This is a genomic window from Candidatus Aramenus sp. CH1 (assembly GCA_022678445.1).
Taxonomy (GTDB): domain Archaea; phylum Thermoproteota; class Thermoprotei_A; order Sulfolobales; family Sulfolobaceae; genus Aramenus.
Genome location: JALBWU010000004.1, coordinates 69,649 through 95,574 on the forward strand (window position 1 = coordinate 69,649; position 25,926 = coordinate 95,574).

29 protein-coding genes, 2 tRNA genes and 1 other RNA gene are annotated in these 25,926 nt (G+C 50.4%); 24 read left to right on the forward strand and 8 right to left on the reverse strand.

The features are described 5' to 3' along the window. Window positions 1-13 precede the first annotated feature (13 nt). Entirely contained in the window at window positions 14-1,498 is a 1,485-nt protein-coding gene (gene lysS / locus MPF33_03355; GenBank protein ID MCI2414279.1) for a lysine--tRNA ligase, read from the forward strand. Here lysS and MPF33_03360 read toward each other — a convergent pair. Further along, window positions 1,482-2,561: a site-2 protease family protein gene (locus MPF33_03360; GenBank protein ID MCI2414280.1), complete on the reverse strand. Its 1,080-nt coding sequence runs from the start codon at window positions 2,559-2,561 to the stop codon at window positions 1,482-1,484. The two genes, lysS and MPF33_03360, sit on opposite strands and share 17 nt — an antisense overlap. A 34-nt stretch (window positions 2,562-2,595) precedes the next feature. Here MPF33_03360 and MPF33_03365 point away from each other — a divergent pair, with 34 nt between their 5' ends. From MPF33_03365 to MPF33_03375, 3 genes are read left to right on the forward strand one after another with little or no spacing between them, the layout of a single operon-like run. Next, window positions 2,596-3,252 carry a nucleotidyltransferase domain-containing protein gene (locus tag MPF33_03365; GenBank protein ID MCI2414281.1) on the forward strand — a complete coding sequence of 219 codons (657 nt, stop codon included), beginning with the start codon at window positions 2,596-2,598 and terminating at the stop codon, window positions 3,250-3,252. Beyond that, window positions 3,245-3,769 (forward strand): DUF1122 family protein, encoded by a 525-nt coding sequence (locus MPF33_03370; GenBank protein MCI2414282.1) that lies wholly within the window; start codon window positions 3,245-3,247, stop codon window positions 3,767-3,769. The genes MPF33_03365 and MPF33_03370 overlap by 8 nt, the downstream gene beginning before the upstream one ends. Beyond that, complete coding sequence (locus MPF33_03375) at window positions 3,753-4,775, forward strand: radical SAM protein (GenBank protein ID MCI2414283.1); 1,023 nt, start codon at window positions 3,753-3,755, stop codon at window positions 4,773-4,775. The genes MPF33_03370 and MPF33_03375 overlap by 17 nt, the downstream gene beginning before the upstream one ends. On the opposite strand, the gene MPF33_03380 is transcribed toward MPF33_03375, so the two are convergent. Beyond that, window positions 4,743-5,771, reverse strand: coding sequence for an mRNA surveillance protein pelota (locus tag MPF33_03380; GenBank protein MCI2414284.1), 1,029 nt, complete (start codon window positions 5,769-5,771; stop codon window positions 4,743-4,745). The genes MPF33_03375 and MPF33_03380 overlap by 33 nt on opposite strands. Before the next feature lie 24 nt (window positions 5,772-5,795). Between MPF33_03380 and rimI the strand changes: the two genes are divergently transcribed. Then, complete coding sequence (rimI, locus tag MPF33_03385; protein ID MCI2414285.1) at window positions 5,796-6,248, forward strand: ribosomal protein S18-alanine N-acetyltransferase; 453 nt, start codon at window positions 5,796-5,798, stop codon at window positions 6,246-6,248. A 36-nt stretch (window positions 6,249-6,284) separates the two neighbouring features. Beyond that, the gene (locus MPF33_03390) at window positions 6,285-8,630 is read left to right on the forward strand and encodes a DNA polymerase II (GenBank protein MCI2414286.1); all 2,346 of its coding nucleotides are present in this window, start codon (window positions 6,285-6,287) and stop codon (window positions 8,628-8,630) included. A gap of 36 nt (window positions 8,631-8,666) precedes the next feature. On the opposite strand, the gene dnaG is transcribed toward MPF33_03390, so the two are convergent. From dnaG to MPF33_03410, 4 genes are read right to left on the reverse strand one after another with little or no spacing between them, the layout of a single operon-like run. Beyond that, window positions 8,667-9,878, reverse strand: coding sequence for a DNA primase DnaG (dnaG, locus tag MPF33_03395; protein MCI2414287.1), 1,212 nt, complete (start codon window positions 9,876-9,878; stop codon window positions 8,667-8,669). Window positions 9,879-9,884: 6 nt separating this feature from the next. Next, window positions 9,885-10,958 carry a tyrosine--tRNA ligase gene (locus MPF33_03400; protein MCI2414288.1) on the reverse strand — a complete coding sequence of 358 codons (1,074 nt, stop codon included), beginning with the start codon at window positions 10,956-10,958 and terminating at the stop codon, window positions 9,885-9,887. Window positions 10,959-11,003: 45 nt separating this feature from the next. Then, entirely contained in the window at window positions 11,004-11,321 is a 318-nt protein-coding gene (locus MPF33_03405) for a hypothetical protein (protein MCI2414289.1), read from the reverse strand. 40 nt (window positions 11,322-11,361) lie between these two features. Next, the gene (locus tag MPF33_03410) at window positions 11,362-11,766 is read right to left on the reverse strand and encodes a secondary thiamine-phosphate synthase enzyme YjbQ (protein ID MCI2414290.1); all 405 of its coding nucleotides are present in this window, start codon (window positions 11,764-11,766) and stop codon (window positions 11,362-11,364) included. A 42-nt stretch (window positions 11,767-11,808) separates the two neighbouring features. Between MPF33_03410 and MPF33_03415 the strand changes: the two genes are divergently transcribed. Genes MPF33_03415 through MPF33_03490 form a run of 16 tightly spaced genes read left to right on the forward strand, consistent with a single transcriptional unit; the run spans window position 11,809 to window position 22,626 of the window. Further along, complete coding sequence (locus MPF33_03415) at window positions 11,809-13,077, forward strand: AIR synthase-related protein (GenBank protein MCI2414291.1); 1,269 nt, start codon at window positions 11,809-11,811, stop codon at window positions 13,075-13,077. A gap of 20 nt (window positions 13,078-13,097) precedes the next feature. Beyond that, entirely contained in the window at window positions 13,098-13,607 is a 510-nt protein-coding gene (locus tag MPF33_03420; GenBank protein MCI2414292.1) for a 30S ribosomal protein S13, read from the forward strand. Window positions 13,608-13,617: 10 nt separating this feature from the next. Beyond that, window positions 13,618-14,187: a 30S ribosomal protein S4 gene (locus MPF33_03425; protein MCI2414293.1), complete on the forward strand. Its 570-nt coding sequence runs from the start codon at window positions 13,618-13,620 to the stop codon at window positions 14,185-14,187. Further along, entirely contained in the window at window positions 14,171-14,569 is a 399-nt protein-coding gene (locus MPF33_03430) for a 30S ribosomal protein S11 (protein MCI2414294.1), read from the forward strand. Before MPF33_03425 ends, MPF33_03430 begins: the two co-directional genes overlap by 17 nt. Continuing rightward, the gene (locus MPF33_03435; GenBank protein MCI2414295.1) at window positions 14,570-15,358 is read left to right on the forward strand and encodes a DNA-directed RNA polymerase subunit D; all 789 of its coding nucleotides are present in this window, start codon (window positions 14,570-14,572) and stop codon (window positions 15,356-15,358) included. It abuts the gene before it with no gap. Then, window positions 15,355-15,708, forward strand: a complete 354-nt coding sequence (locus MPF33_03440; GenBank protein ID MCI2414296.1) for a 50S ribosomal protein L18e — start codon at window positions 15,355-15,357, stop codon at window positions 15,706-15,708. The genes MPF33_03435 and MPF33_03440 overlap by 4 nt, the downstream gene beginning before the upstream one ends. Continuing rightward, the gene (locus MPF33_03445) at window positions 15,705-16,163 is read left to right on the forward strand and encodes a 50S ribosomal protein L13 (protein MCI2414297.1); all 459 of its coding nucleotides are present in this window, start codon (window positions 15,705-15,707) and stop codon (window positions 16,161-16,163) included. Before MPF33_03440 ends, MPF33_03445 begins: the two co-directional genes overlap by 4 nt. Continuing rightward, window positions 16,144-16,560, forward strand: coding sequence for a 30S ribosomal protein S9 (locus tag MPF33_03450; protein ID MCI2414298.1), 417 nt, complete (start codon window positions 16,144-16,146; stop codon window positions 16,558-16,560). The genes MPF33_03445 and MPF33_03450 overlap by 20 nt, the downstream gene beginning before the upstream one ends. A 6-nt stretch (window positions 16,561-16,566) precedes the next feature. Next, window positions 16,567-16,767, forward strand: coding sequence for a DNA-directed RNA polymerase subunit N (locus MPF33_03455; protein ID MCI2414299.1), 201 nt, complete (start codon window positions 16,567-16,569; stop codon window positions 16,765-16,767). Between the two features lie 11 nt (window positions 16,768-16,778). Next, window positions 16,779-17,459 carry a 30S ribosomal protein S2 gene (gene rpsB / locus MPF33_03460; protein MCI2414300.1) on the forward strand — a complete coding sequence of 227 codons (681 nt, stop codon included), beginning with the start codon at window positions 16,779-16,781 and terminating at the stop codon, window positions 17,457-17,459. Beyond that, on the forward strand, window positions 17,459-18,310 hold the full coding sequence (gene amrB, locus MPF33_03465) for an AmmeMemoRadiSam system protein B (GenBank protein ID MCI2414301.1): 852 nt from the start codon (window positions 17,459-17,461) through the stop codon (window positions 18,308-18,310). Before rpsB ends, amrB begins: the two co-directional genes overlap by 1 nt. Beyond that, window positions 18,288-18,947, forward strand: coding sequence for a hypothetical protein (locus tag MPF33_03470; protein ID MCI2414302.1), 660 nt, complete (start codon window positions 18,288-18,290; stop codon window positions 18,945-18,947). Before amrB ends, MPF33_03470 begins: the two co-directional genes overlap by 23 nt. After that, window positions 18,905-19,585, forward strand: a complete 681-nt coding sequence (locus MPF33_03475; GenBank protein MCI2414303.1) for an isopentenyl phosphate kinase — start codon at window positions 18,905-18,907, stop codon at window positions 19,583-19,585. Before MPF33_03470 ends, MPF33_03475 begins: the two co-directional genes overlap by 43 nt. Then, window positions 19,582-20,682 (forward strand): type 2 isopentenyl-diphosphate Delta-isomerase, encoded by a 1,101-nt coding sequence (fni, locus tag MPF33_03480; protein MCI2414304.1) that lies wholly within the window; start codon window positions 19,582-19,584, stop codon window positions 20,680-20,682. The genes MPF33_03475 and fni overlap by 4 nt, the downstream gene beginning before the upstream one ends. Next, window positions 20,679-21,662 (forward strand): polyprenyl synthetase family protein, encoded by a 984-nt coding sequence (locus MPF33_03485; GenBank protein ID MCI2414305.1) that lies wholly within the window; start codon window positions 20,679-20,681, stop codon window positions 21,660-21,662. Before fni ends, MPF33_03485 begins: the two co-directional genes overlap by 4 nt. Window position 21,663: 1 nt before the next feature. After that, window positions 21,664-22,626 carry a UDP-N-acetylglucosamine--dolichyl-phosphate N-acetylglucosaminephosphotransferase gene (locus tag MPF33_03490; protein MCI2414306.1) on the forward strand — a complete coding sequence of 321 codons (963 nt, stop codon included), beginning with the start codon at window positions 21,664-21,666 and terminating at the stop codon, window positions 22,624-22,626. 229 nt (window positions 22,627-22,855) lie between these two features. Here the strand turns inward: MPF33_03490 and MPF33_03495 are convergent. Then, window positions 22,856-22,934: transfer RNA gene (locus MPF33_03495), tRNA-Pro, on the reverse strand. Window positions 22,935-22,973: 39 nt separating this feature from the next. Beyond that, window positions 22,974-23,279: signal recognition particle sRNA (gene ffs / locus MPF33_03500), an RNA gene on the reverse strand. A gap of 475 nt (window positions 23,280-23,754) precedes the next feature. Here ffs and MPF33_03505 point away from each other — a divergent pair. Next, window positions 23,755-23,855 (forward strand) — tRNA-Ser (locus tag MPF33_03505). Window positions 23,856-24,099: 244 nt separating this feature from the next. Beyond that, on the forward strand, window positions 24,100-25,872 hold the full coding sequence (locus MPF33_03510) for a cbb3-type cytochrome c oxidase subunit I (GenBank protein ID MCI2414307.1): 1,773 nt from the start codon (window positions 24,100-24,102) through the stop codon (window positions 25,870-25,872). Window positions 25,873-25,926 lie beyond the last annotated feature (54 nt).

Here is a 25,926-nt window from a genome sequence, read left to right on the forward strand (position 1 = left end):
GCGTTTTCATGGTGTGAAATGGGACGAAAGGAGGCTGAAAATAGTCGAGGAGCTGAAGGCTAACGGCGTAAACCCCTACCCGCAGAAGTACGACATCACCCACACCATCGTTGACATAAAGAACTCGGTAAAGGATATGAAGGACAAGCCTCACGACCCCTTCATGTTCAATATTTCAACTGCAGGCAGGATAGCCAACATAAGGAGGCACGGCAAGGCCTCCTTCGTGGATATATTCGACGAGGGCGAGAGGCTCCAGCTCTACTTGAGGGTAAACGAGCTAGGGGACAAGTACAACAAGTTCTTCGACATATTTGGGAGGGGTGACATAATGGGCGTGAAAGGAGATCTATTCTACACAGCAAAGGGAGAGCTCTCCCTCCTAGTCAAGGACTACGTCATGCTGGCAAAGGCCCTAATCGAGCCCCCAGACTGGACTAAGCTCTCGCCCGAGTTCAGATACGCACACCGCTACGTAGACTTCCTCTACAACGACAGCGCTAGGAGGGCCATGGAGGTTCGATTCAAGACTATAGCCGAGATCAGGAAGTTCCTCTCCTCCAAGGGGTTCATGGAGGTGGAGACACCGATCCTACAGCCAGTCTACGGGGGAGCCCTGGCAAAGCCCTTCAAGACCAAGATAAACTACCTTGACGAAGAGTGGTACCTCAGGATCTCCTTGGAGCTTTACTTGAAGAGGTACATAGTAGGAGGCTTTGACAAGGTGTTCGAGATAGGCAAGGTCTTCAGGAACGAGGACATAGACGTTACCCACAACCCCGAATTCACGCTCCTTGAGCTTTACTGGGCCTACGCCGACTACAACGATATCATGAAGCTAACCGAGGAGATGATATCGACAGTTGCGAAGGTCGTGCTTGGAGACACCAAGGTGAAGTACAGGACGGGAGACAAGGAGTACGAAATAGAGCTCTCCCAGTTCAGGAGGATCTCCATGTTGGACTCCTTGAGCGAGGCCCTTGGCAAGAACGTCGAGGCGATGACTGACGACGAGCTCAAGGAGTTGCTCAAGGAGTACCAGCTAACTCCAAGGGGCAACTCCTACGTTAGGGGGCTCATGATAGAGAAGCTATTCGACAAGTTAGTCTCTCCCGACTTAATACAGCCCACCTTTATCACGGACTACCCAATAGAGACGACGCCACTGTGTAAACCTCACAGGAGCAAGCCGGGATTTGTGGAGAGGTTTGAGCTATTCATAGCAGGGATGGAGTTCGCGAACGCGTACACCGAGCTAAACGACCCAGTCCTTCAGGACGAGCTCTTCAGGAAGGAGCAGGAGATGATGCGCAGGGGAGACCAAGAGGCTCACCCATATGACAAGGACTTCGTGAGGGCCTTATCCTACGGTATGCCCCCCACTGGAGGGCTTGGCATAGGCATAGACAGGCTGGTGATGCTCTTCACCAACAACCAGAGCATAAAGGAGGTAATCCCGTTCCCAATACTGAGCTCTAAGGTCATTGAGGAAGACTAATGGACAATAGTATGGCGAACACGAAGGACACCAGGAGTAACGTCTGGATATAGTACGATATTTTTTCCCCGTACCTAGAGCTTATTTTCTTCACGAGTTCAGTGAATATTTTCCCCCCGTCGGTTATGAACAGCGGAGCCCCGTTAAAGAGGGCTAGGCTGAAGTTTACCACGAACATCCATATGGAGAAGTCGAGGAAGGGGTAAGCTGACGGCGGTATGCTGTAGGTGACCTCAACGCCCAAGAAGTGGTTTTCAGCGGTGGCGTTATAGTAAGAGACTGTGCCGTTAGGGTTCTTTACCACGATGAGGTAGTGCGTGGAACTGTCTAAGGCTTGGCTTAGCTGGGTATAGGTCCTTACCACATGTTCGTTGATCTCCTCTATCACCTGCCCAGGGTGTAGGGATATGTTGTAGGCTTCGGAGTGGGGCAACACTCCCACTATCTCTATACCTTGAGACAGAGCACTGGGGAGGTAAGTGGCTATAGGGAAAAAGACGGCAGCGAGGATCAGGTTCATAGCTATTCCCGAGGCAATTATCTTTAGCTTCGCGCTAGTTGGGCTCCTCTGGAACTCCTCCTCGTCAGGCTCCACGAATGCCCCTGGGAATATGACTATGAGTATGAAACCACCTCCTCTCACTTTTACCTTGTTTGAGGTAGCTGAGATGGCGTGCATTAGCTCGTGTACAACTACAGAGATCCCAATCGCAAGCAGCACGTAAATTGCCTCGTTTAGCCCAATTGTCACCCCAGGGATTATGGGCTCAAGCCTTATGCCGGTCTTGGTTGGTCTAACTAGCAGTCCCGAGATAACATAGTATATGAGGAATATACCTCCCACCATAGACGTGATCCCTAAGGCTATCGCTACCTTCTCGAAACCTTTGTAGGCGTTGCTGTTGGCTACCCCTGGGAACCACTCGCTCCTAGTTCCCTTTCTCCACATGAGGAAGAAGGGGTATACCTTGAACCCCCTCTTCTCCAGTTTTCCCTTAAAGGCGTAGATCACAGCCCAGAAAGCAAGCACTCCTATCCCAAACCACTCTACTGACGATACCATTAAGATTAAAGTGCGCTGTAAAAATAAAACAGTTGTGGAAGTAGAGTACACGGAGGCACACTGGAAGCTACTGGAGAGGAAGAGGGAGATTGCCCTTTCCGTCCTCAGGAAGCTGAGATCGCTGGGGATGGTGGGGTACGTCTACGGTTCAGTTGCCAGAGGAGACGTCAGAGAGGAGAGCGACGTCGACGTCGTGGTCTTCAATCCAAACATCCTCAACTTGGACTTAATAGAGGCGGACCACCGCTTTGTAATACAAGCCACTCCCTTCTCTACGCCCAAGGCGTACATCTCCCTGGACCCAGAGGAAAAGGAAGTTATAACCTTCCCCCTAGGTAAGCTGAAGAGGGACGAGGAGGAGTTCTTCCGCTTTGGTGGACTAATAGACGAGGAGGGAATCCTGAGGAAGGAGAGGGTAAGTGGGGTCAACAAGAGGCTACAGCTCATAATCCCGACGGAAAAGGGTCACGAGGAGATACCCCTAAAGGGCAACGAGGGCCTGGCGTCGAAGCTACTTAAGGTCTCTATCTCCACAATCGTGGAGAGGGAGAGGCTATTGACTAAGAGGATGGAGAAGGGGAGGACTGGGGTCTTCCTGAGGTACGACCTGGGCGAAGAGGAGAGCTTTGAGTCCTCCATCGTTTTATTATCCAAGAACAACAAGTTCTTCAGGAAGATGGTAAATGATTGAGGGGGAAGTCTCGGGGTACAGGCTTAGCTACAAGAACTTGAGGAAGTCGCACATAAGGGAGCTCTACTACTTCGAGCTGTACTTGAGCGATAAATTCGTGGGGCGCTGTAACTACTTCACTGGGAGGGGGGAGTACGTTCCCTGGATAGAGATAGACTACGACCCCTGGCCTAGAGATGAGGGGATAGAGGTAGAGCTCTTCAAGTTCTTCTACAACCTCCTCCCTCCTATGGGCAGGCTTTTCGTCACGTACGAAAAAGACAAGGAGACGGAGGAAATGATATTCAAGGGCTACCACGCCATGGACACTCCTCTAGGCTTCTCCATGTTGAGGGCCGGCTTCACGTGGTTCAAGGTCTGGTACTACCCTGAGGGAGGTAACGAGGGGGCGCCGAAGTTGCAGGGGAATAAGCCCTTGAACGAGGAAGTGGCCAAGAGTGAACTAGAGGAGGCGCTAGAAGAAGTTAAAAGGGAGGAAGTCAGAAGGTGGATATCGGAACATGTTAAAGGGAAATAGGGACATTGCACTTTACAACGGCCTTCCCAAGGGTTGCGAGCTCTGCAGGCTTGGCGGTAAGTTAGTGGTATTTATTACAGGGGAGTGCGGCGACTCCTGCTACTACTGTCCTGTAAGCGAGGGCAGGTTCTCCAAGGACGTGGCTTACGCTAACGAGAGGAAAGTGACCTCCGTAATGGACTTCGTGTACGAGGCGTACAAGATGAACGCGCTGGGCGCGGGGATTACTGGAGGAGATCCTATACTGAGGATTGACAGGGTCGTTGAGGTCACGAGAGTGCTCAAGGACGAGTTTGGGAAGGAGTTCCACGTGCACTTATACACCTCTGGGAGATACGTTACGCACGACGTGCTAAGGGAGCTAGAGAGGTCAGGGGTCGACGAGATAAGGTTCCACCCGGTGAACAGGGAGTACTTGAGGGCAGTGGAAAAGGCTTTGGGCTACTCGTTCGAAGTTGGAATAGAAGTACCTTCAATACCCGGCAACGAACAAGAGCTCGAGGAGATAATCAAGTGGGCTGAGTTGCACGGGGTAAAGTTCGTCAACATCAACGAACTAGAGATAACCGAGAGGAACGCCCTAGCACTTAACGCCAAGGGGCTTAGGGTCTCCCATGGGTTGGCGGGAGCTAGAGGGAGCGCTGAGACTGCAATAAAAGTAGTCGAGAAGTTCCAGGAGAGCAAAGTCCTAGTGCACTACTGCAGTTCAGTGTACAAGGACGTGGTAGAGACGAGGACCAGGTTCTTGAGGACTCTCAGATACACGGCCAAGCCCTTTGAGAGGTACACTGGAGAGGGAACAGTTGTTAGAGCAATAGTCAAAACCAACGCTAACTTGGAGGAGTTCGGCGAAAAAGTGGAGGAAGGCTACGCCGTATCAGACGAGGTAGTAGAGGAGATAATAAAGAGCTTCCCCGTAGACGAGGTTAGGATAGTGGAGGAATTGCCATACGGCCTTAGGATCTCCGAGAGGTCACTCTATCCTAAACCTAAGGACAGCCACTAGCCCGGTCAAGTTCTTCACTTGGAAATACACAGGGGAATCCTCCGGTACAATCATAACCTTTCCTCCCTTCTTTCCCACTTCCTCCATAACTTCCTCGATCTCCTTCTTCTCCTCCTCGTCGTAGGCGGAGACTAAGTCTGAGGTCACCAAGAGGGTCTCCACAGCTCTGTACTGCGTTGCCCTTTTTACCTCCTCGAGGCCGTAGGCCACGAGTCCCGTGTTCTTTGAGAGGAGCTCCATTACTCTGTCCATCTCCCTTATGGACTGCGAGATCTCGTAGTCCCTCATCACCTTGTCTATGATGTCCCTCCTCAAGATCTCCGACAGCCCTGCCCTAGTCGCAGAGGACACGCTGTCCACGTAGACGTTCTTGAACTTGAGCTTTGCCCTTACAATCTCCTTGAACGGCCCTGGACCCGCTAGGACCACGGCGTCAGGGGAGAACTGTCTCGCGTACTCCTCTACCTCCTTGGCTACCTCCTCTGCGTTCTCCTCTATTATCCCCTCGTCCTCCTTGTTGGGGGTTTGGAGACTCCTCTCAGCGAGCACTCTTATGCCCTGCGCCATTGGGATGGCTATTAGGTACTCGTCGAAGTCCACCAAGGCTATGAGCACTTTGCTCCTCTTTTCTGCTTGGGCATATATCTTTTCGAGTTCGTGCTTAGGCCACTGCTCCTTAACTATCACTATGTCGTCTCCTATGTCCAAGTTGACCGTGTGGTGCGCCCCCTTTATCCCGAACCTCTCAGGGGCGTCCTCTATTATGCCATGTATCCTCAGACGGGAGGTGAAGGGTTGGAACTCAGTGTGCTCAACCCTCAGCGCTATTACCATAGGTATCCTCCTGCCCTCGTTTCCCAAGCTCACGTCCCTGGTTGTCCTGGCTATGATCACGTCCCCCTTGTGGAGGATCAAGTGAAGGAGCCAGAGGTCATCTTCGTCTTCTATGTGGAGCTTAAGCGATCCCTTCTTCTCGTCGAATTCCAAAACTTTCATTATTATGTACACTCTAACCAACCTGTGGTAATTATATCTGATGCGACGGAAGAAGACCTCGGAGAGATCTACAGGATAGAGCTGGAGAGTTTCGATAACCCTTATCCCTTGTCCTTACTTAAGGCCTACCTCTACCTAGCAAGCGTTTACGTTGTTGCAAAGGAGGACGGCCAAGTCGTGGGGTATGCCATAGGGATCATACAGCATAGGGTGAGGGGACACGTGGTGTCAATTGCAACGGCACAAGGCTACAGAAAGAAGGGTGTCGGGTCTGCCCTACTGAGATCCCTAGAAGAGGCCTTTAAGCAGAGGGGTTGCACTTACTCCTATTTAGAAGTAAAGGTCGACAACGAGGATGCAGTAAGGTTTTACAGCAAGAACGGGTACTTCGTTACCTTCACTCGGAAGAACTACTACGGGAGGGGAAAGCACGCCTTCGTAATGGTAAAGCCCTTTATTGACAAAAACCTAGAGTAAGTGAAACATTTTAATTTTCCAGATGATATTCTAGTTATGATCAAGGACTTTTACGTATTGGACTTCTCCTATGACGTAGAGGAGGGAAAGCCCGTAATATACATCTGGAGCGTTGATAGGGAGGGTAACAGGGTAGTCGTCCTGGAGCGCAACTTCAGGCCGTACTTTTACGCAGTCGTGGACGGGGACTCGGAGGCAATCGCGGAGGAGGTGAGGAGGCTCAGCAAGCCAGAGTCCCCCATAACGAAGGTTGAACCAGTCGAGAAGAAGTACTACGGCGAGCCAGTCAAGGCCTTGAGGATAGAGACGGTAATCCCGGCCTACGTGAGAACCTACAGGGACAGCGTCGCGAAGGTAAAGGGAGTGAGGGAAGTGCTAGAGGCTGACGTAAGGTTTTACATGAGGTACTCCATAGACTCGGGAATTAGGCCCTTTTACTGGTTCCAAGCTGAGGTGGAGGAGGTAAAGGAGAACAAGTTTAGGTTAAAGCACGTCTACAACCTAGTGAAGTTGCTTAAGGTCTTTGAGGACGACCCGCCTAAGCTTAAGGTAATGGCGTTCGACATAGAGGTCTACAACAAATACGGCTTCCCCGACCCAAGGAGGGACCCAGTGATACTTATAGGGGTCTGGACGGAAGAGGGGGGAAGGCAGTTCGTCAACGAGGACGGGGACGACTTGAAGGTAATAAGGGACTTCGTCAAGTTCGTCCAGGAGTACGACCCAGACGTAATCCTGGGTTACAACACCAGTGGCTTCGACTGGCCCTACCTCCTGGAGAGGGTGAAGGCCAGGAACGTAAAGCTCGACATAGGGAGAAAGGTAAGCTCTGAGCCAAGCCAGGGGACTTACGGCCACTTCTCCGTAGTTGGTAGACTTAACGTGGACCTCATGGGGTTTGCGTACAGCGTAGAGGAAGTTAAAGTCAAGAGCCTGGACAACGTCGCCGACTACTTGGGCGTCATGCCGAAGAGCAAGAGGGTCAACTTGGAGTGGTACCAGATACCGGAGTACTGGAACGACAGGGAAAAGAGGAAACTGGTAATGCAATACAATATGGACGACGCCAAGTCGACCTACTTGCTGGGGGACGTCTTCCTACCCTTTGGGGAACAGTTGACCATGCTCACTGGCTTACCCCTTGACCAGTTGGCCATGGCTAGCGTCGGTTACAGGGTAGAGTGGTTGCTAATGAGGGAGGCGTTCAAGTTCAACGAGCTCATCCCCAACAGGGTCGAGAGGGAGTACGAGGGCTACAAGGGTGGCCTAGTTATATCTCCCAAGCAGGGCGTCCACGAGAACGTCTACGTGCTCGACTTCTCGTCCATGTACCCCTCTATCATGATAAAGTACAACATTGGCCCAGATACCCTAGTTAAGGGAGAGTGCGAGGACTGCTGGGTCGCGCCTGAGGTGGGGCACAAGTTCCGCAAGAGCCCAGAGGGGTTCTACAAGAGGATCCTGCAGAGGCTCATTCAAGAGAGGAGGGAAGTTAAGAAGGCAATGGAGGAGGCAAAGGACGAGTTCACAAAGAGGAGGCTAGACGAGAGACAGAGGGCAATTAAAGTAATGACAAACGCCTTCTACGGTTACATGGGCTGGTTAGGGGCGAGGTGGTACAGCAAGGAGGGAGCGGAGGCAGTTACTGCGTGGGGCAGGGAGATAATTTCGGCGTCGGCGAAGTTGGCCGAGCAGGAGGGGTTTGAGGTGATCTACGGGGACACCGACTCCATCTTCGTTAAGGGGAACGAGGAGAAGGTGGACAAGCTTGTGAAAGAGATAAGTTCCAGGTTTGAGCTGGAGATCAAGGTAGACAAGAAGTACAAGAAGGTCTTCTTTACCGAGAATAAGAAGAGGTACGCGGGGCTCACCTTCGACGGTAAGATAGACATAGTAGGATTTGAGGCGGTTAGGGGAGACTGGTGCGAGCTAGCGAAGGACATACAGAGGGAGGTCATAGAGAAGATACTTTTGTATAGCGTTGACGACGCGGTTAGGCTCGTCAGAGAAGCGGTGATGAGGCTGAGAAGGAAGGAGTTCAAGATAGAGGAGCTAATAATTTGGAAGTCCCTGGACAAGGGCCTTGATGAGTACGAAGTTGACGCCCCTCACGTTGTCGCGGCGAAGAAGGCAATAAAGGCAGGCTACGCCATCTTCAAAGGTGGAAAGATAGGCTACGTTATCGTAAAGGGGGCCGGGAAGGTCTCAGATAGAGCCGAGCCGTACTTCACGGTTAAGGATCCCTCAAGGATTGACGTCGACTACTACACAGACAAGCAGATAGTGCCGGCGGCTATGAGGATCCTGGAGTCCTTTGGCGTAAAGGAAAGCGCGCTAAAGAGCGGTGGATTTGATATAATGAGCTTCTTTAATAAGAAATAACGCTTTTTAAAAAAAGAAAGAAAAGAGAAGGAATCCTTAAACTAGAACGTCCTGGAACGTCAATATCTTTACGTTGTCTAGGCTCTTGGATATACCGCCTATCCTCACTCCGATCAGCATCTTTATTCCCTTTGACGCAGCTAGCTCCAATAGCCTCTGTGTGATTACTCCGTCAAACACTATGTAAGACACTTTGTTGTCTTGTAGCGCCTCAAGTTTGGGTATAATGTCCCTAACTTGCACCCTTTCTACTACGTTCCACTTGTCGTCAAACATTATCCCCTCTAAGGTTCCCGGTAGCTTCTTGATCTCCTCCAGTGCGTTCTGGGGGACGTTTATCTCCAACTGGGGCTTAGCCTCTTTCTGCGCTACAGTGGGCTCGACCACTACTACTGCTTGTTGGGCTTCCTTGATCGTCGTCTGTACCTCCTGTTGCTTCTTCAAGTATTGGGAAAGGGATTGCATGTTGGAGAGGGCCTTGGCGATTTCCTTTCCAGTCAGCTCCTCCACTTCCCTTCCAACGGGTGCCCTAGCTACGAAGTCTATCTTAACGCCGGCGCTCAAGAGTTCCTTTAGTATTAGGTCTCCACCGTGGTCTCCATCCAGGAAAGCTATTACGGTCTTCTTTTCCTTAGACAGCGTGATGAGGTCTTGCGGTATCTTACCGCTTGCCCCTTCCACGGCGACGGTGTTCCTGTAGCCGTACCTTAACAAGTTGATTACGTCCGCCCTTCCTTCGACTATAATGAGGTTGGGATCTGTCAGCACGTCTGGGCCTGCAGGCAACCTATCTACTCCGTACTCAGTTATCTCCCCAGTCCTAACCGCGCTACTTATCTCGTTGAGTACCTCCTTTATGTCCAAGGTCTTGCCCTTGCTCCACGTCGACAATACGTTTTTTGCCCTCTCTATGATCTTCTTTAGCTTTTCCTCCCTTACGTCTTGTATCTCCTTGAGCTCAAACTTGGCCTCGTAAGGGCCGACCTTCTCCACGCTTTCGACCATCGCCGCAATAAGGGCAGTCTCCACTCTGTCGAGGTTTGAAGGTATTTCTATGGTTCCCTCGCTTTTCCCTCCCTTGGTCTTCATCTCTACTACTATCCTGCCCAGTCTTCCTTTATCTTGGAGCTCCCTGAGGTCAAACTCCTCGCCAAACAAGTTTTCCGTTTGGCCAAAGATTGCACCTATGACGTCTGGCTTGTCTACTATTCCGGAAACCTCAAAGGTTAACTTAATCACGTATTTCAAGACTTTTCACCTTGTCACCTTTTTGGATATACTTAATACCATTTTTTCGTATTCCTCGTTTTGAACTTTTTTCCTAAGTGGATCTAGGATTTTGTTTAACATTCTAGCTGTGGCAGATTTTAAGTCCATCGGGTGTAGCTTACCTTCAGCGAAAGCCCTCTCTAGCTCTTCGTATGACTTAAACTCCACGTCTCCTCCGTACTTGATGTCCCTCTCCACCTTTAGCGTAGCAGAGGGAGAGGCGAAGATTATGTACTTGTTGATCTGCAGTATTGGGTTGTTCTCCACGACCCCCCTTGGACAGTAAGCTCTCCTTATCTTCTCCTCCACTTCCTCTGGAGAGTCGTTAACGAATATGGCGGTCTCGGGCTTTGATTTGCTCATCTTTATCTCGGAGAGGAAGTCGTCCTCCTCTACTGGGCCCTCCATCCTCTGCCCGCCCTGCAGTCCTACTAGAAGGGGGGTGTGGATGGCTATTACCTTCTTCCTGCCCAGCTTCTCCGCCACGTCCCTGGCTAGCATGTGTGCCTTCCTTTGGTCAGTCCCCCCCAGCGCTATGTCCAGGTCCATGTAGAATATGTCGCTTACCTGCATTGCAGGGTAAATGAGCTTAGACGTGTCGAGTTCCGCTTCCTCCGACTTCCTGCCCATAATAGTTAGGGCCCTCTTCATCCTAGCAAGGCTAGTGTTCTTGGCCACTTTGATTACCAATGCCCAGTAGTCCTTGTCCTTCACGAGCTCTTCGGCGTCTACTACCTTGACCCTGCCCATGTCTACGCCGTAAGCTGAGAGCACGTCTATGGCGTACTTGCCGGCTAGCCTTATCAATTCCATGTCCCCTCCAAGCTTGTCGTTGATCATCGCGTGCCACGTCGCCACTAAAACTGACATCTCCACTCCTGCTTCAACGAGGTCCTTTAGCTTCTGGGCCCAGATCAGCCACCCAATGTGGAATAGACCGCTGGGTTCAAACCCTATGTAGCCTTTCAGCTTTTCCCTTGACTCAAGCTTTTTCTGGAGCTCTTCTAGCGTTACAATTTCTTGTGTGTTTCTCGCGATGAGAGAGAGCCTATCTTGCAAGTAATCTTCCCCAGAATAAAAAGGCAAGAGGAAGTTAAAAAACTCCTATTCGTCCTTGATGTGTTTGAGGAAGAGAATAACGGGGTGGTCTCTTCCCAGTTTCTCCTCTAAATCCTTAACTACCGCCTCTACGTCCACGTCTGCTGTAACTAACCTGCTTATGAGGAACTCTGTGAACACGTAAGAGTTCGCTACAGCCTTCTCGTCGACGTCCCTCTCCTCCTCGAAGAGCTTGAACTTGGGGGTGAACTCTCTCTTCCCCCTTACTAGCGAGGTGATGTACTCGTCAACTACTCTCTCTATGCACCTCCTGTCTTCGCAGGAATTTATCTTATCGAGAATTGAGAAGGTTCCTGGTGGCAATTTTACCGATAAATTATCTACAGAACTAGTAAAAAAGTTATTATTCTCCCATAACTTTTACATAAACCGTCCTAACTCTAGGCCCGTCAAATTCCAACAAAATTATCCTCTGCCAAGTACCTAAATCCAATTTTTCATCTTTGACTGGGACAACTCTGGAATTTCCTATTATAGAAGAGATAATGTGGGCGTGGCCGTTGTTGTCTATGACATTGTGCTTGAACTCCCCGTTAGGAGGGACTAGCTTCTTAGCCCAGTCCAAGTAGTCTTGCATGAGCCCGCTTTCCCCCTCGTTGACTATTACGGCACAAGTGGTGTGTTTGGAGAAAACGTAGGCGACCCCGTCCTTTACTCCCTTTGCTACCTCTTGTACAGCGTCAGTGATGTCGATGCTCTCGAACCTGCTCCTAGTCTCTACCTTGAACTCCTTGGAGAGAATTTTCATGGCTTACACTAAACTCTTTTTGTTAAAAAACCTAATCACCTCATGGACTTGGAGGGAATAGCCAGGAGAGTTCAAGGGGAGAGGGCAAAGGAGATAATTGTGCAGTGGTTGGACTTTTACAAGGGTAGGAGGGGGGACCTAAACGAGAAGCTGGCAGATGCGGTGATCAAGGAGGTGGAGAACTCGAGGATGGCCTCCAAGTACGAGCCGGTGCCCTCTGGTATAAGGGCTGGGGACGCCGGCCTTGGCTCAAGGGGTGTGGGGGACCACTTGATCCACCTCAAGCTCTTTGAGATAAGCGGTAGGAAGCCCTCAACCTTCGACGACGCCGGGGTCATGGACGACGTCGTTGTAGCAGTTGACGGCATTCACTCTAGGCTATCGTACTTTCCATTCCTTGCGGGGTTCCACGCTACAAAGGCGTGCCTCAGGGACGTCATGGTCAAGGGAGCTACGCCCCTTGGCGTCCTCATCGACGTTCACTTAGCCGACGACGCCGACTTGTCGTACTTGTTCGACTTTGAGGCAGGAGTTTCCACGGTAGCGGAGGCGTTGGGCGTAGGCGTCCTGGCTGGTAGTACTTTGAGGATAGGCGGGGACGTGGTAATTGGGGAGAGGATAAGCGGAGGCGTAGGGGCAGTCGGTAAGTTGGGGAAAAAGTTCCTCTCTAGGGCTAGGATTAAGGAGGGGATGAGGATATACATGACCAGGGGAAACGGGGGAGGCACGGTAAGCGCCACAGCAATCTACGGAGGCTTTCCAGAGGTAGTGGAGGAGACCTTGAGGGTGGAAGAGCTACTTGTAGCCAAGGTAGTGAACGAGAGATTTATGGACAAGGTGGAGGCAATGACGGACGTGACGAACGGTGGGATTAGAGGTGACGCCCTGGAGGTCTCCGAAGTATCAAAGGTCAGCTTCGTCATAGACGAGGACGAATTCCTCTCCATGATAAACAGGAAAGTACTCAACATGTTTAGGGCCCTAGATGTAGACCCCTTTGGTGTGTCAATAGACTCCCTGCTCATCTTCTCCCCAGCAGATAACTTGGAGGAGGAGCTTAGGAAGGCGGGGGTGGAGGTGAAGGAAATAGGGTACGTGGACCGCTTCAAGGACTATCCAATACTCACCATTTCCGGGAAGAGGCTGGAGCCGAGGTTCAGGGAGAGTCCATACACTCCTGTGAAGAAGGTAATAGGCAACTACTCTCCCTACTCCATGGAGGAACTCAAGAATGCGCTAGACGAGGCTAGCCGTGTTGCAATCGAGAGGAAGAGGGAGACATTGAAAAACTTAAAAGGGGGTAATGTATAGCACTTACAGTTGAGTTGACTATGTCTGAACAACAGTTTAGGTACATAGTCAGGCTGTTTGGACAAGACGTAGACGGGACTATGAAGACCCCTTACGCTCTTGCCATGGTGAAGGGCATAGGCTACAACACTGCAAGGGGAATACTGATGAAGATCGGAATTGACAAGGATAAGAGGCTGGGGGAGCTCTCAGACGCGGAACTGAAGAAGATCGAGGAGGCTTTGTCGGACCACGCGATAAAGTACTTGCCCAGCTGGATGTACAACAGGAGGAAGGACTACGAGAACGGAAGGGACATGCACTTGGTGACTTCTGACCTCATATTTTACGTGAGGAACGACATTGAGAGGGAGAAGAGGACCAGGAGCTGGAGGGGTATTAGGCACATGTACGGCCTGAAGGTGAGGGGGCAGAGAACTAGGACTACCGGGAGGACTGGTGCCACCGTAGGTGTAAAGAGAGCCAAGGGGGCACAACCACAGCAGCAATCATCCGCTTCCTCTTCCTCGGGCGGACAGGCAAAGAAATAAGGTGGGTTAAATGGGTGATCCCAGGAAGTCCAGGAAAAAGTGGGAAGGACCAGGTCTACCTTGGATTAAGGAAGTATTAAGGCAAGAGCAGGAACTCGTGGGAAGGTACGGTCTGAGGAACAAGAGGGAGCTCTGGCTAGCGAGAACAGTTATAAGGGAATTCAGGCACATGGCCAGGGGTCTCCTAGCTTTGCCTCCTGCTGAGAGGGTAGTCAGGGAGAAGCAGTTGATCAATAAGTTGTACAAGATGGGATTGCTAAAGTCCCAGCAGTCCACAGTTGACGACATTCTAGGGTTGAAGGAGGAGGACTTACTGGAAAGGAGGCTACAGACCATAGTGTTTAAGAAGGGTTTAGCAAGGACTATTTACCAAGCTAGGCAGCTCATAGTGCACGGACACATAGTAGTGAACGGGATTAGGGTTACCTCCCCTGGGTACATAGTCCAGAGGGAAGAGGAGGACACGATAGACTACTATCCGACTTCACCGTTCAAGGGTCATCCTCCTACGGTAGTTAACCAGAACGCTCAATCTCCTTCACAGGAGGGTGGTGGTGAGGCAAATGTCGAGCAGGCGTGAAATTAGGTGGGGTATTGCCCACATATATGCTTCCCAGAACAACACGATAATTTCAATTACCGATATAACTGGTGCGGAAATGGTAGCTAGGGCAAGTGGAGGTATGGTGGTCAAGGCTGATAGGGAGAAGCCGTCTCCCTACGCTGCCATGTTGGCCGCTAATAAGGCTGCTTCAGAGGCCCTAGACAAGGGAATAATGGCCATCCACATAAAGGTGAGGGCTCCCGGAGGTTCTGGCCCCAAGACGCCTGGTCCCGGAGCTCAACCAGCAATAAGGTCTTTGGCTAGGTCTGGGTTCATCATAGGAAGAATAGAAGACGTAACCCCCATACCTCATGATAGCGTTAGGAGGCCAGGTGGAAGGAGAGGAAGGAGAGTCTAAATGCCAATAAGGCTCCTGAAAAAAGAAGGCAACTTCATTTCTTTAGTTTTAGAGGACTACCCGCTGGAGTTTGTCAACTCGTTGAGGAGGTCGAGTATTCTCTTCGTTCCAGTGATGGCCATAGACGAGGTCTACATAATAGAGAACAACAGCCCATTGTACGACGAAGTGATAGCCCATAGGCTGGGGCTTATACCGTTTTCCTCAGACGACGCCCTTGAGTTCTACAGGCGCCCTGAGGAGTGCGAGAACTGCAAGGAGAACTGTGAGCGGTGTTTCACGAAGGTCTACATAGACGTCGAGGCCGGAGACTCACCTAAGATGATCTATACTGGGGACATCAAGGGCGACGACCCCAACGTAGTGCCAATAAGCAAGAACATCCCAATAGTGCTTTTGGGCAAGAACCAAAAGTTGACGCTGGAGGCAAAGCTGAGGTTAGGTTACGGTAAGGAGCACATCAAGTACAGCCCGGTATCGATAGCCGTTGTGAGATACTACCCAGAGGTAGTGGTTGAAGGGAACTGCGAGGAAGCAGTAAAGGTGTGTCCAGAGAAGGTCTTTGAGCTAAGGGACGGTAAAGTCGTGGTTGCAAACGAGCTGGCGTGTACGTTATGCGAGGAGTGCATAAAGTACTGTAAGAACATTAAGATAAGTAGCGTAGAAAATAAGTACATCCTGGAAATAGAGGGAGTGGGCAACTTGAAGGTGGAAAGAATTTTAATAGAGGCCAATAAAAGTATAGCCCGTAAGCTTGAAGAGCTTGAGGAGAAGGTGAAGGCGTTATGAAGAGGACTGGGAGTACAAACGTGATGTTGAGGAAACTCATAGACGAGCTCAAGTCGCAGAAGAAGAACATGTGGAGGGCTGTTGCTGAAGAATTGGACGTGCCCTCTAGGAAGAGGGCCTATGTCAATCTATATAAGATAAACAAGTACACAAGGAGTGGTGACGTAGTAATAGTTCCAGGTAAGGTGCTTGGTGTTGGGAGCTTAGACCACCCGGTCACCGTGGCCGCCCTCGATTTTTCCAAGCAGGCAATGGCTAAGATAGAGAAAGCTGGAGGGAAGGTTATGAGCTTATATAAGGCGCTCCAGGAGATAAAGGAGTTTAAGAACGTGAGGTTGATGAAGGGATGAGCCAAGCTGACGTAATAATAATAGACGCGACTAATCAGATCTTGGGGAGGATGTGCAGTAAGGTAGTTGGCTTGCTTAAGGAGGGAAAGAAGGTATACATAGTCAACGCCGAGAAGGCGGTCATAAGCGGCCCCAAGGCCAGGGTAGTTGAGGGCTATAAGTTGCTGTTTACCGTCGGAACTCTGTTTAATCCCTATAAACAGGGGATAAGGAGGCCCAGAAGTCCAATTAACATAGTTAAGAGGACTATTAGGGGTATGTTGCCCAAGACACCCAAGGGTTTGAGGATGCTCAAAAACGTTAAAGTATACATTGGAGTGCCGAGGGAGCTAGAAGGGAAACAGTTCATAAGGTTTGAGGACGTCGACGTGAAAAGACTTAAAGGTAAGCACATAACTGTAGAGGAGTTAGCTAAAGAGATGGGGTGGAACGCGCATGTCAAACCAGCAAAGTAACACAATAATCACCAGTGCAAGGAGAAAGATGGCAAGGGCTACGTGTTACCTTTACCCAGGTAAGGGCAGGGTTTTCGTGAATAACATACCAGTTGAGCTCATCCCAGTGGAAGTAGCGAGGCTTAAGATTATGGAGCCGTTGTTGTTAGCTGGGGAGAGCATTGCCTCAAGAATAGACGCTTATGTCTTCACTAAGGGCGGAGGTATAATGGGACAAGCAGACGCGGCGAGGATGGCAATAGCTAGGGCTATTGTTAAGTTCACTGGCAGTAAGGAAATAGAGAACATATACAAGGCATACGACAGAACCATGTTGGCAGGAGACCCAAGGCAGACAGAGTCAGAGAAGTGGATGAGGTACAGCGCAAGAAGGTGGAGGCAGAAGTCCTATAGGTGATGTAACTTGATCATCCCGGTAAGGTGCTTTACTTGTGGCTCCCTGATTGCGGACAAGTGGGATCCATTTATAACCAGGGTCACTGCTGGAGAAGACCCAGGGAAAGTACTGGACGATCTGGGGGTAAGGAGGTACTGTTGCAGGAGAATGCTAATTAGCCACGTGGACATAATAAAAGAAGTTATAAACTACACGAGACCTATTTAGGTGGTTAGCTCATGTCGTCGGAAGAGGAGAACAAGAGCACGGAGTTATCCGAGGAGGAGAAGTCCGAGCTTAAGAGGTCCGAGAAGGGCACTGAGATCGAGCTGTTAGTGCCCCTAGAGACCTACCTCTCCTCGGGTATACACATAGGTACCCACAGCTGCACAAGGTACATGGAGAAGTTCATCTATAGGATAAGGCCTGAGGGCCTTTACGTCTTAGACGTCAGGAAAATAGACGAGAGGCTTAGAATTGCCGCGAAGTTTCTTTCGAGGTTCCCGGGTAACGCTATCTTGGCCACGGCCGCTAGGCCTTACGCGTTCACTCCAGTTCAGAAGTTCGCCGAGGTAGTGGGTGGCAGATCCATAACTGGGAGGTTTGTCCCAGGCACTTTAACGAACCCCTACCTTTCGCACTACATGGAGCCAGAAGTGCTGGTGGTCTCCGACCCCAGAACAGACGTCCAGGCAATTAAGGAAGCTGCGGAAGTGGGAATACCGATAGTGGCCTTCGCCGATACAGACGCCAAAATCGACTACGTGGACTTGATAATCCCCGCCAACAACAAGGGAAGGAAGTCGTTGGCCCTGCTCTACTGGATCCTCGCTAGGCAGGTGCTTAGGGAGAGGAAGGAGATACCCCCTGACGGAGACATACCAGTGAAGGTAGAGGAGTTTGAGGTGAAATTATCTTAATGAAAAGAATGCCTGCAGTGGCAGGCTCTTTTTACGAGTCCGACCCTGATGAGCTGAGGAAGAGGATAGAGTGGAGCTTTAAGCACCCTGTGGGTCCCGGTAAGCTACCCGAACTCCCCAAGGTTAAGGGAAAAAGGGACAACTTGTTTTTCGTGGTTCCTCACGCCGGTTACATTTACAGCGGTCCAGTGGCCGCCCACTCCTATTACTACTTGGCGTCGGAGGGTCAACCAGACGTCGTGATAATTCTCGGGCCAAACCACACGGGTCTCGGCTCCTACGTCTCAATATGGCCAGAGGGAGAATGGGAGACCCCTTTTGGCAACGTCAAGGTTAACAAGGAAATCTCCATGGAACTCGTGCAATACGGACAAGTGATAGACATAGACGAACGCGCCCACTTGTACGAGCACTCAATCGAGGTTCAGATCCCCTTCTTGCAGTACTTTTTCAGGGACTTCCAGATAGTCCCAATTGTCATAGGGCTTCAGACCCCTGAGATCTCTGAGTTCATCGCTGAGGGAATCATCAAGGTGATGCAGAAGCATCCCGACCTGGACATAGTAGTCCTCTCGAGTAGCGACATGAACCACTATGACCCATATGACGTAACCTACAAGAAGGACCAGATGGCCATAGAGAGGATAGAAAGCCTTGACTACAAGGGGATTTACGAGGTAGTAGAGGACAAGGACGTCACCTTGTGCGGTTTTGGGCCGATAATGGTCTCGATGATATTGGCGAGGAAGCTGGGGAAGAGGGCTTACATCTTAAAGCACGCAACCTCCGGCGACACCTCAGGGGACAAGAGCTCAGTAGTGGGTTATCTTGCAGCGAGATTTGGAAGTTAAGTTGCCCATCCCTTTTTCCGGGGTAGCTGTGGACGTTAACAGCCCAATCCTAGTGGTCTTGGCTAAGGCGAAAGTAGTAGTAAAAAGCGGTAGACCTAAGGTCGACATATCCTCCTTGTTTAGGGAGGCTACGGGGTTTGAGTGTAAGTTCAACCTCGACGTTGAGGGGGACATTCCCTTCTCCTCCTATTACGTCATTGTGAGTAAGCTCTTGGTTGAGAGGGCCATAGAGAAGTGCGCCATACCGATTAACGAGGACGAGAAGTTCGAAACCTTGAGGCTCATAGACGACGCCCTTTTTGACTCGAGGCTCATAAGGGCCCTTAGGACAGCCCAACGCCTTAACGTGAACCTGCTTTACAGGGACGACGAAGACCCAGTCCCGGTCGACTTCGCGGAAATACACGTAAGGAAAATAGCCAGTTACCCAATAGAGGTTAAGGGCGAAGTCGAGAACTCCGTGGTACACACGATAGGCGTCATCCCAGTCCTCTTCTCCCAGGGGATAAAGAAGGAGCTCGTGGAGCAGGAGAACGGGATTTGGCACTCCCTTTACTCTATCCGCGTGCCATACATAAATAACTGGAAGGTAATATGGGACTTGAATTGGGCGACAATTATAGAGTTCTCAAGCTAGGTGGAGCACTTATAACGGACAAGCGAGTACCTTACTCCTTTAGGGAGGAGGTTGTAAGGTATATAGCAAAGGAGATCAAGGGGTTTAAAGTAATCCTAGTGCACGGTGGCGGGAGCTTTGGCCACTACGAGGCCAGCATTAACGACCCTTTTAGGACAACTAGGACAGCACTGGCCATGCAGGACTTGAACTTGAGGATAACTAGGGTACTGCTGAGCGAGGGGGTTAAGGCCTTTCCCTTGCCAGGGAGGTGTTTCTCCCTTGACAGGGTCCACGAGATCCTAGGGAACGGCCTCGTCCCCGTCACCTATGGGGACATCCTTCCAAATGGGGAGATCATCTCAGGGGACGACCTGACCTTAACCTTAGCAAAGCACTTTAAGGTAACTGCCCTCTTTGCAGTTAACATTGATGGCGTAATAGTAGGAGGGAAAGTGAAGGACAGGGTCAACTCACTCGAGGGAATTGTAGACCTAGAGACTGGGAGGTACGACGTCACTGGGGGGATAGTGGGGAAAATTAGGAAGATACTCCAATACAAGGTCAACTCGTTGATTTTCAACGGGAAAGACCCAGCTAATGTATATAAGGCATTGAGAGGAGAAAGAGTAGGCACACTTGTGGAGGCGGAAGGATGATAAGCAACAGGAAGGTTCAACACGTTGAGATATGCCTTTACGAGGACGTAGAGGGCTTTACTTCTACCCTGCTGGGGGACGTAGTCCTTGTACACAAGGCCATGCCTGGGCTCTCGTTCAATGAAGTTGACACCTCTACCTATTTCTTCAGAAAGAAGATCTCCGCGCCCCTAATGGTAACTGGAATGACTGGGGGGACCCAGTTCTTGGGGAAGATAAACCAGACGATAGCAGAGGTAGCGGAGGAAGTGGGAATACCCATGGGCGTGGGAAGCCAGAGGATCGCCATAGAGAAGGAGTCGGCAGCCGAGAGCTTCAAGGTGGTGAGGAAGTACGCCCCTACAATCCCTGTAGTCGCCAACCTAGGGGCACCTCAGCTTGCCAGGGGCTATGGATTAAAGGAGGTTGAGAAATCTGTATCAATGATAGAGGCAGACGCCATTGCCATACACTTTAACCCAGCCCAGGAGCTTTTCCAGCCAGAGGGGGAACCGGAGTACCCGATGGCAATCCTGGAGAAGTTGAGGGACATCTCCAAGTCCCTGTCAGTCCCAATAATAATCAAGGAGACGGGCACCGGGATATCTATGGAGGTGGCGTCCCTCATGTCCTCCTACGGCTTCAAGAACTTCGACGTCTCTGGGCAGGGAGGGACTAGCTGGGTGGCTGTGGAAATGGTGAGGGATAAGGCGATGGGGAACTGGAAGGCAAAGAGCGCGTCGCTTTTTGCCGACTGGGGGGTGCCAACTGGAGCCTCAATAGTGGAGACGAGGTACTCAGTACCAGACGCCTTCATAGTAGGTAGCGGTGGAATAAGGAACGGTTTGGACGTGGCAAAGGCCATTGCGCTGGGAGCTGACGTGGCCGGTATGGCGAACCCAGTACTGAAGAGGGCAATGGAGGGAAAGGACTCCCTAAGGGAGTTCTTCAGGAGGACACTTTTTGAGCTCAAGTCAGCCATGATGCTCACAGGCTCCAAGGACGTGGAGAGCCTCAAGAGGACTAGCGTAGTGATATGGAAGGGATTGAAAGAGTGGATGGAATCTAGGGGGATAAGTTTATCTACATACGAAAAACTTAGAAAAAGAGAAAGATGAACATAGACCAGTACTTCAACGAGATAGTTAGCAACGTAGATAAGGAGATTTTCTCTTACCTAAAGGGGGACGCAAAAGACCTCTACGAGGCGTCCCTTTACCTTCTTAAGGCTGGAGGCAAGAGGCTAAGGCCCCTCATCTTAGTTGCTTCCTCCGACCTGGTGGGAGGGGAGAGGACGAGGGCATACAAGGCAGGTGCGGCAGTCGAGGTCTTACACAACTTTACCTTGATCCACGACGACATAATGGATCAGGACACGTTGAGGAGGGGTAAGCCCACAGTTCACGTGGTGTGGGGAGTCCCCACTGCCATCTTAGCTGGAGACCTGCTCCACGCTAAGGCCTTCGAGATACTCAACGATGCCCTAAGGGGGCTTGACGGTGAGAGGTACTTCTGGGCCCTTTCCACTTTCTCGAGGTCAGTGATTGTAATATCCGAGGGGCAGGCCATGGACATGGAGTTCGAGAAGAGGGCTGACGTCACTGAGTCGGAGTACGTGGAGATGATAAAGAGGAAGACCGCCCAGCTTTTCGCCTGTTCCTCTGCTCTAGGAGGGATAGTTGGAGGGGCAGACCGCGGTACTGTCGAGAAGCTTTACTCCTTCGGCATGGACTTAGGCGTTTCCTTCCAGATAGTTGACGACATACTTGGCCTCACGGCTGACGAAAGGGAGCTGGGTAAGCCAGTGTACAGCGACGTAAGAGAGGGCAAAAAGACCATCCTAGCGATTAAGGCCCTTGAAAGGGCAAGCGATAAGGAGAGAAAAGTCATCCTAGAAGGTCTAGGGTCTAAAGACGCGGAGAAAGTGAGGGCAGCTGCGGAGACCATAAAGTCCCTCTCCTTGGACTACGCCTACGACATGGCGGAGCGCTATTTGGACAGGGCGTTGAAGTTCCTCGAGGCAGTAGAAGGAAAGAGCGAAATAGCTGGAATGGCTTTAAAATACCTAGCCGAGTTTACAGTTAAAAGGCGGAAATGACTTGGACTATGTAGCCCCCTTAATTTCGTTCGTAGTCACTTTCCTAGTCACAAGCTGGATAATCAAGGTATCTAAAGCTAGAGGATTCGTAGGAAAGGACGTAAATAAGCCCAACAAACCGGAAGTGCCAGTACTGGGAGGAGTGGGAATAGTTGCAGGATTCGTAGGAGGGTCTTTCGCGCTTTTGGTCGACGACCAGAGCGAGGTTAGCGAGACCGTCGTCCTGGCTTCCCTCATATCGTCCCTCATAGTAGCCTTCCTTGGACTGCTAGACGACGTCTTAAACATAAGGCAATCAGTGAGGGCCTTGACACCCACCTTCGCCTCCGTTCCTCTGGCCATCTTCAGCGTGGGGCATTCCGTGATTTCAATACCTTTCCTAGGCTTCGTAAACTTCGGCCTCCTATATTACGTGGTCGTAATCCCTGCAGCTTTGACAATTACAGCGAACGCCTTCAACATGCTGGAGGGGCTTAACGGGCTTGGGACTGGCATGGGGATCATAATGGCGGGAACCCTCGCGTTTATTGGGCTCAGGGGTGCGGAGCAGACGTACATAGCGGGAGAGCTGGCCTTAGCGCTGGTGGCGTCCCTTGTCGCTTTCCTCTTTTACAATAAATATCCAGCGAAGGTGTTTCCAGGGAACATAGGCACGTATTTTATTGGGTCCGCAATAGGCGCTATTGGTATATCTGGGTTCATGCTCACAGCGCTGGCGATCCTCTACTTGCCCTACGTTGTAGAGTTCGTCCTCAAGGCTAGGACGAAGTTTAAGGGCGTCTCCTTTGGCAAGGTGTCCGCAGAGGGCTACCTTTACTGGGACGGGAAACCCAACTCCTTGACGCACGTAGTGATGAAGATGGGCCACTTTAAGGAGTATCAAGTAGTGCTAATACTTTGGGGACTCGAGGTGGCATTTGCGGTCCTTGCGGTATACCTTCAAACCACGACGATAAGGCTGTAAAGGGGGCGGGCAATCTGGATCCCTGCGCTTGAACGCTAAGTAAAATAACCATTAAGCGGGCTGAAGAAACGCTAAGGAACTCAAGTAGGAAATTTAGCGCCCTTCTCGCGTAGTTAAAACAGCGTCAGACGTAAGTATTGAAGGACCTTTCCGTTTCCACGGCGGTTTTACGCAGAAAGTTGAGGCCCCCTTTCGTTAGATCAGATCTAAGTGGAAATTGCCGAACTAATGGTGGGGCTGGAGGGATTTGAACCCTCGATCACCAGGGCCCAAGCCTGGCATCCTAGTCCAGGCTAGACTACAGCCCCGCGTATTTTCATTTAGTTACGTGACTTTAAAGCTTTTGCGGGTCGGCCCCCCTCCCCCACGGTAGTGAATAACCTAGGCTTAACCCAGACCTTCCTCGGACCGGTGACCAGTAAGCGCTAACGTCCGGCTACGGTTGCTCCCTTCCGGGCCTGGCCGATTCACCCGGCAAGTATGGCACTTTCCCTTCCTCCGAAGGGAAAGTCCATAGCCGTTAGCCCTACTGGGCGATCCTCATCGTACGGTCTGGACCTAGGTTATTCCTTGCCGTGGGGAAGAGGTTACTGGTGCCCGCCTTACGCCACGCGGGTACAGGAGGTGGCGAGCCTCCCCACCCTACCCGACCCATGATATAGTACTCGTACTAGCTTTTGAATTTAATCGCGTTTGCTAAATGATTGACAAGTTAATGTAAACAGGACGATGTCCGTATGCCTGTTGCTATCTAGAGGGAAAATAGAGAAGATGGTTTCCATCTCCCTATAGCTCCCACAAGTCTAACGTTTTGTCCTTAATTAGACATCACGCTGGATTAGTTTCCAGTTCGGAGGTATGAAGATGAAAGTGGCGGAAAAGAAATCAACATATTAATGGCTTTACGACTACTGGAAGCTTAGGATATTATTAGAACGTTTAACATGAGCTTTCATCTACTAAGGAATGCTGAAGTTGACGGAATAAGAGGTACCCGTTGGACGCTTAGCTTCGAAGATGTTTCCACATGACTATCCGGCTCCGCGTAATCAGCTCTGCTTTTCTCCGTGTTTCCTGGCCCTTTTGGACCCAATAACATTTATAAGCGATGAGGGAAAAATAAGAACTGCCGGGGTCGCCTAGCCTGGTTAGGGCGGCGGCCTGCTATTTTAATCAAGCAGGTAGCCGTTGGGGATCACCCCACGCGGGTTCAAATCCCGCCCCCGGCGCTACGCATTTCTACCGGCGTATTCGTGAAAATCCTATCTGTAAAGCTTGTGATGCCCATAAGCAGCATGTCCTTGAAAATCCCTTATGAGTAAAGTTCATCTATTTCGACTTATTAGTCTATTTTCTTTTAATACTAAATTATTTTAATTTATTTTATACTATCTAACCGCGTTAAAGAAATTATAGTAATCCTTTATGTGGAAAAGGATAAAAAAATCCCTCAAATATCTATTATGACCTAATATGGGACTGAAGGATCTAGTTGTAGCCTTATTCCAACTTGACAAGGACTGGACAACTAGGATAGTAATGGCCATGCTAGTAATGGGGGTCATCTGGGGGCTCCTAGGCGTCATAGATTCCCTTATGGTGAGGATACAGGAGACGGCGTGGGGGACACTGGGAACTCTAGTCATGACCTCTCAGGAGTACTACGGAGGAATAACGCTCCACGCGGAAAGGGACCTCTTCGGCTTCGCCCAGCAGGTCATCTACGCCCTCTTTATCTACTTTACCATAAAGTTACTCAACTTACAGCCGAGGGCCAAGTGGTTGCTCAACATCTCTTTCATCATTCTAAATATCTCCATGATGTTTATGGAGGGTCCAATAGTCGCCTACCCAGTGTTCAACGATAACTACTTCTCCGCTACTATTTGGTACTACATATCTCCTATGGGGATTCCCGGGTACTCCCAGTACGTGGTCTCTCCACTGTTCTTCATAGGCTGGTTACTCCTCGACATATTCACTTACACGGGAGGGATATGGATAGTATACCACTACTACATAGCTAGCAAGAGCTTGAAGGAGAAGCTTCCAGTCCCGCTAGTCTTTTTCCTCATGGTAACCCTAATGTTCATGATAGGTTATTCCGGAGTGACCGCTGCTGACGTATGGGATCTGCTTGCTTACGCTGGAGTTGTTGGGCTAAACCCAATAGCGAACCAAATAGCGTTCTGGATATTCGGTCACTCCGTAGTTTACATGGCATGGGTTCCGGCAGTAGGAGCGTTATACCTGCTAATCCCCACGTTAGCCAGCAAGCCACTCTACAGCGACAGGATGGGAAGAATTTCCGCCCTCCTCTACTTGATATTCTCCAACAACGTGCCCATACATCACTTGTACATGGTTAACTTGCCCGTAGTGATCAAGGTCATACAAGAGGTCTTAACGTATGCAGTAGTCATACCCTCAATGATGACTTTCCTCAACTTGTGGGCCACCGCCAAGGGGGCTAACGTTAACTGGAATGTGATAACGGCGTTCACTGCCCTTTCCTTCACTGGCGCAATAGCTGCCGGAGTGACCGGCATCGCTAATGCGACTATAGCTTTTGACTCAATAGTTCACAATGCCATGTGGGTAGTTGGTCACTTCCACGCAATGATCTTACTCTCCATAGTCCCAGCCGCAATGGCCGTCATATACTTCATGATACCCATGATGTCGGGAAGACAGTGGTACTCCGGTAAGTTGGCGTGGCTACACTTCATAGGCTATACGCTGGGCTCCGTACTGTTAATTATTGGGTTTGAACTGGAGGGCTTCTACGGCATAGTCAGGAGGGCTGAAATTTTCCCCAGGGTATCGGGTCTAGTGTTTGCAGAGAACTTAGCGACAGTGGGTGCACTTATAGCCGAGCTCGCAACTCTAGGCTGGTTCCTCAATCTAGTGTTGACTTTAGTCAAGGGAAGGACTGCTAGGCTTGAAGGGCTAGGACTAGGAGAACTAATAAATACTGTTGCAATGTCATTAAGTTGGGAGAGCACTGGAATGCCCAGCCTCTCTAATGTAAGCCTCAGTAGTAGACTAGTGAAGTCCCACAGGAAAGCCCTAGGTGCGGGGTGGGCAATAGGCATCGTCGGTGCCCTTCTAATAGTAATAAGCGTAATACCCTTAACCCTAGGGGGCGACATGTACAACGCCTTAATTGACGTGTGGCTGCTGATACTGACGATAGGGATTATTATGACCTCCGTATCAGTTCTGAAGGCGGCTAAAAGCATTTAATTTTTTTAATAAAAAGTTATAAAACCTTGTGAACTCTACTCTCGGATGGTAGGT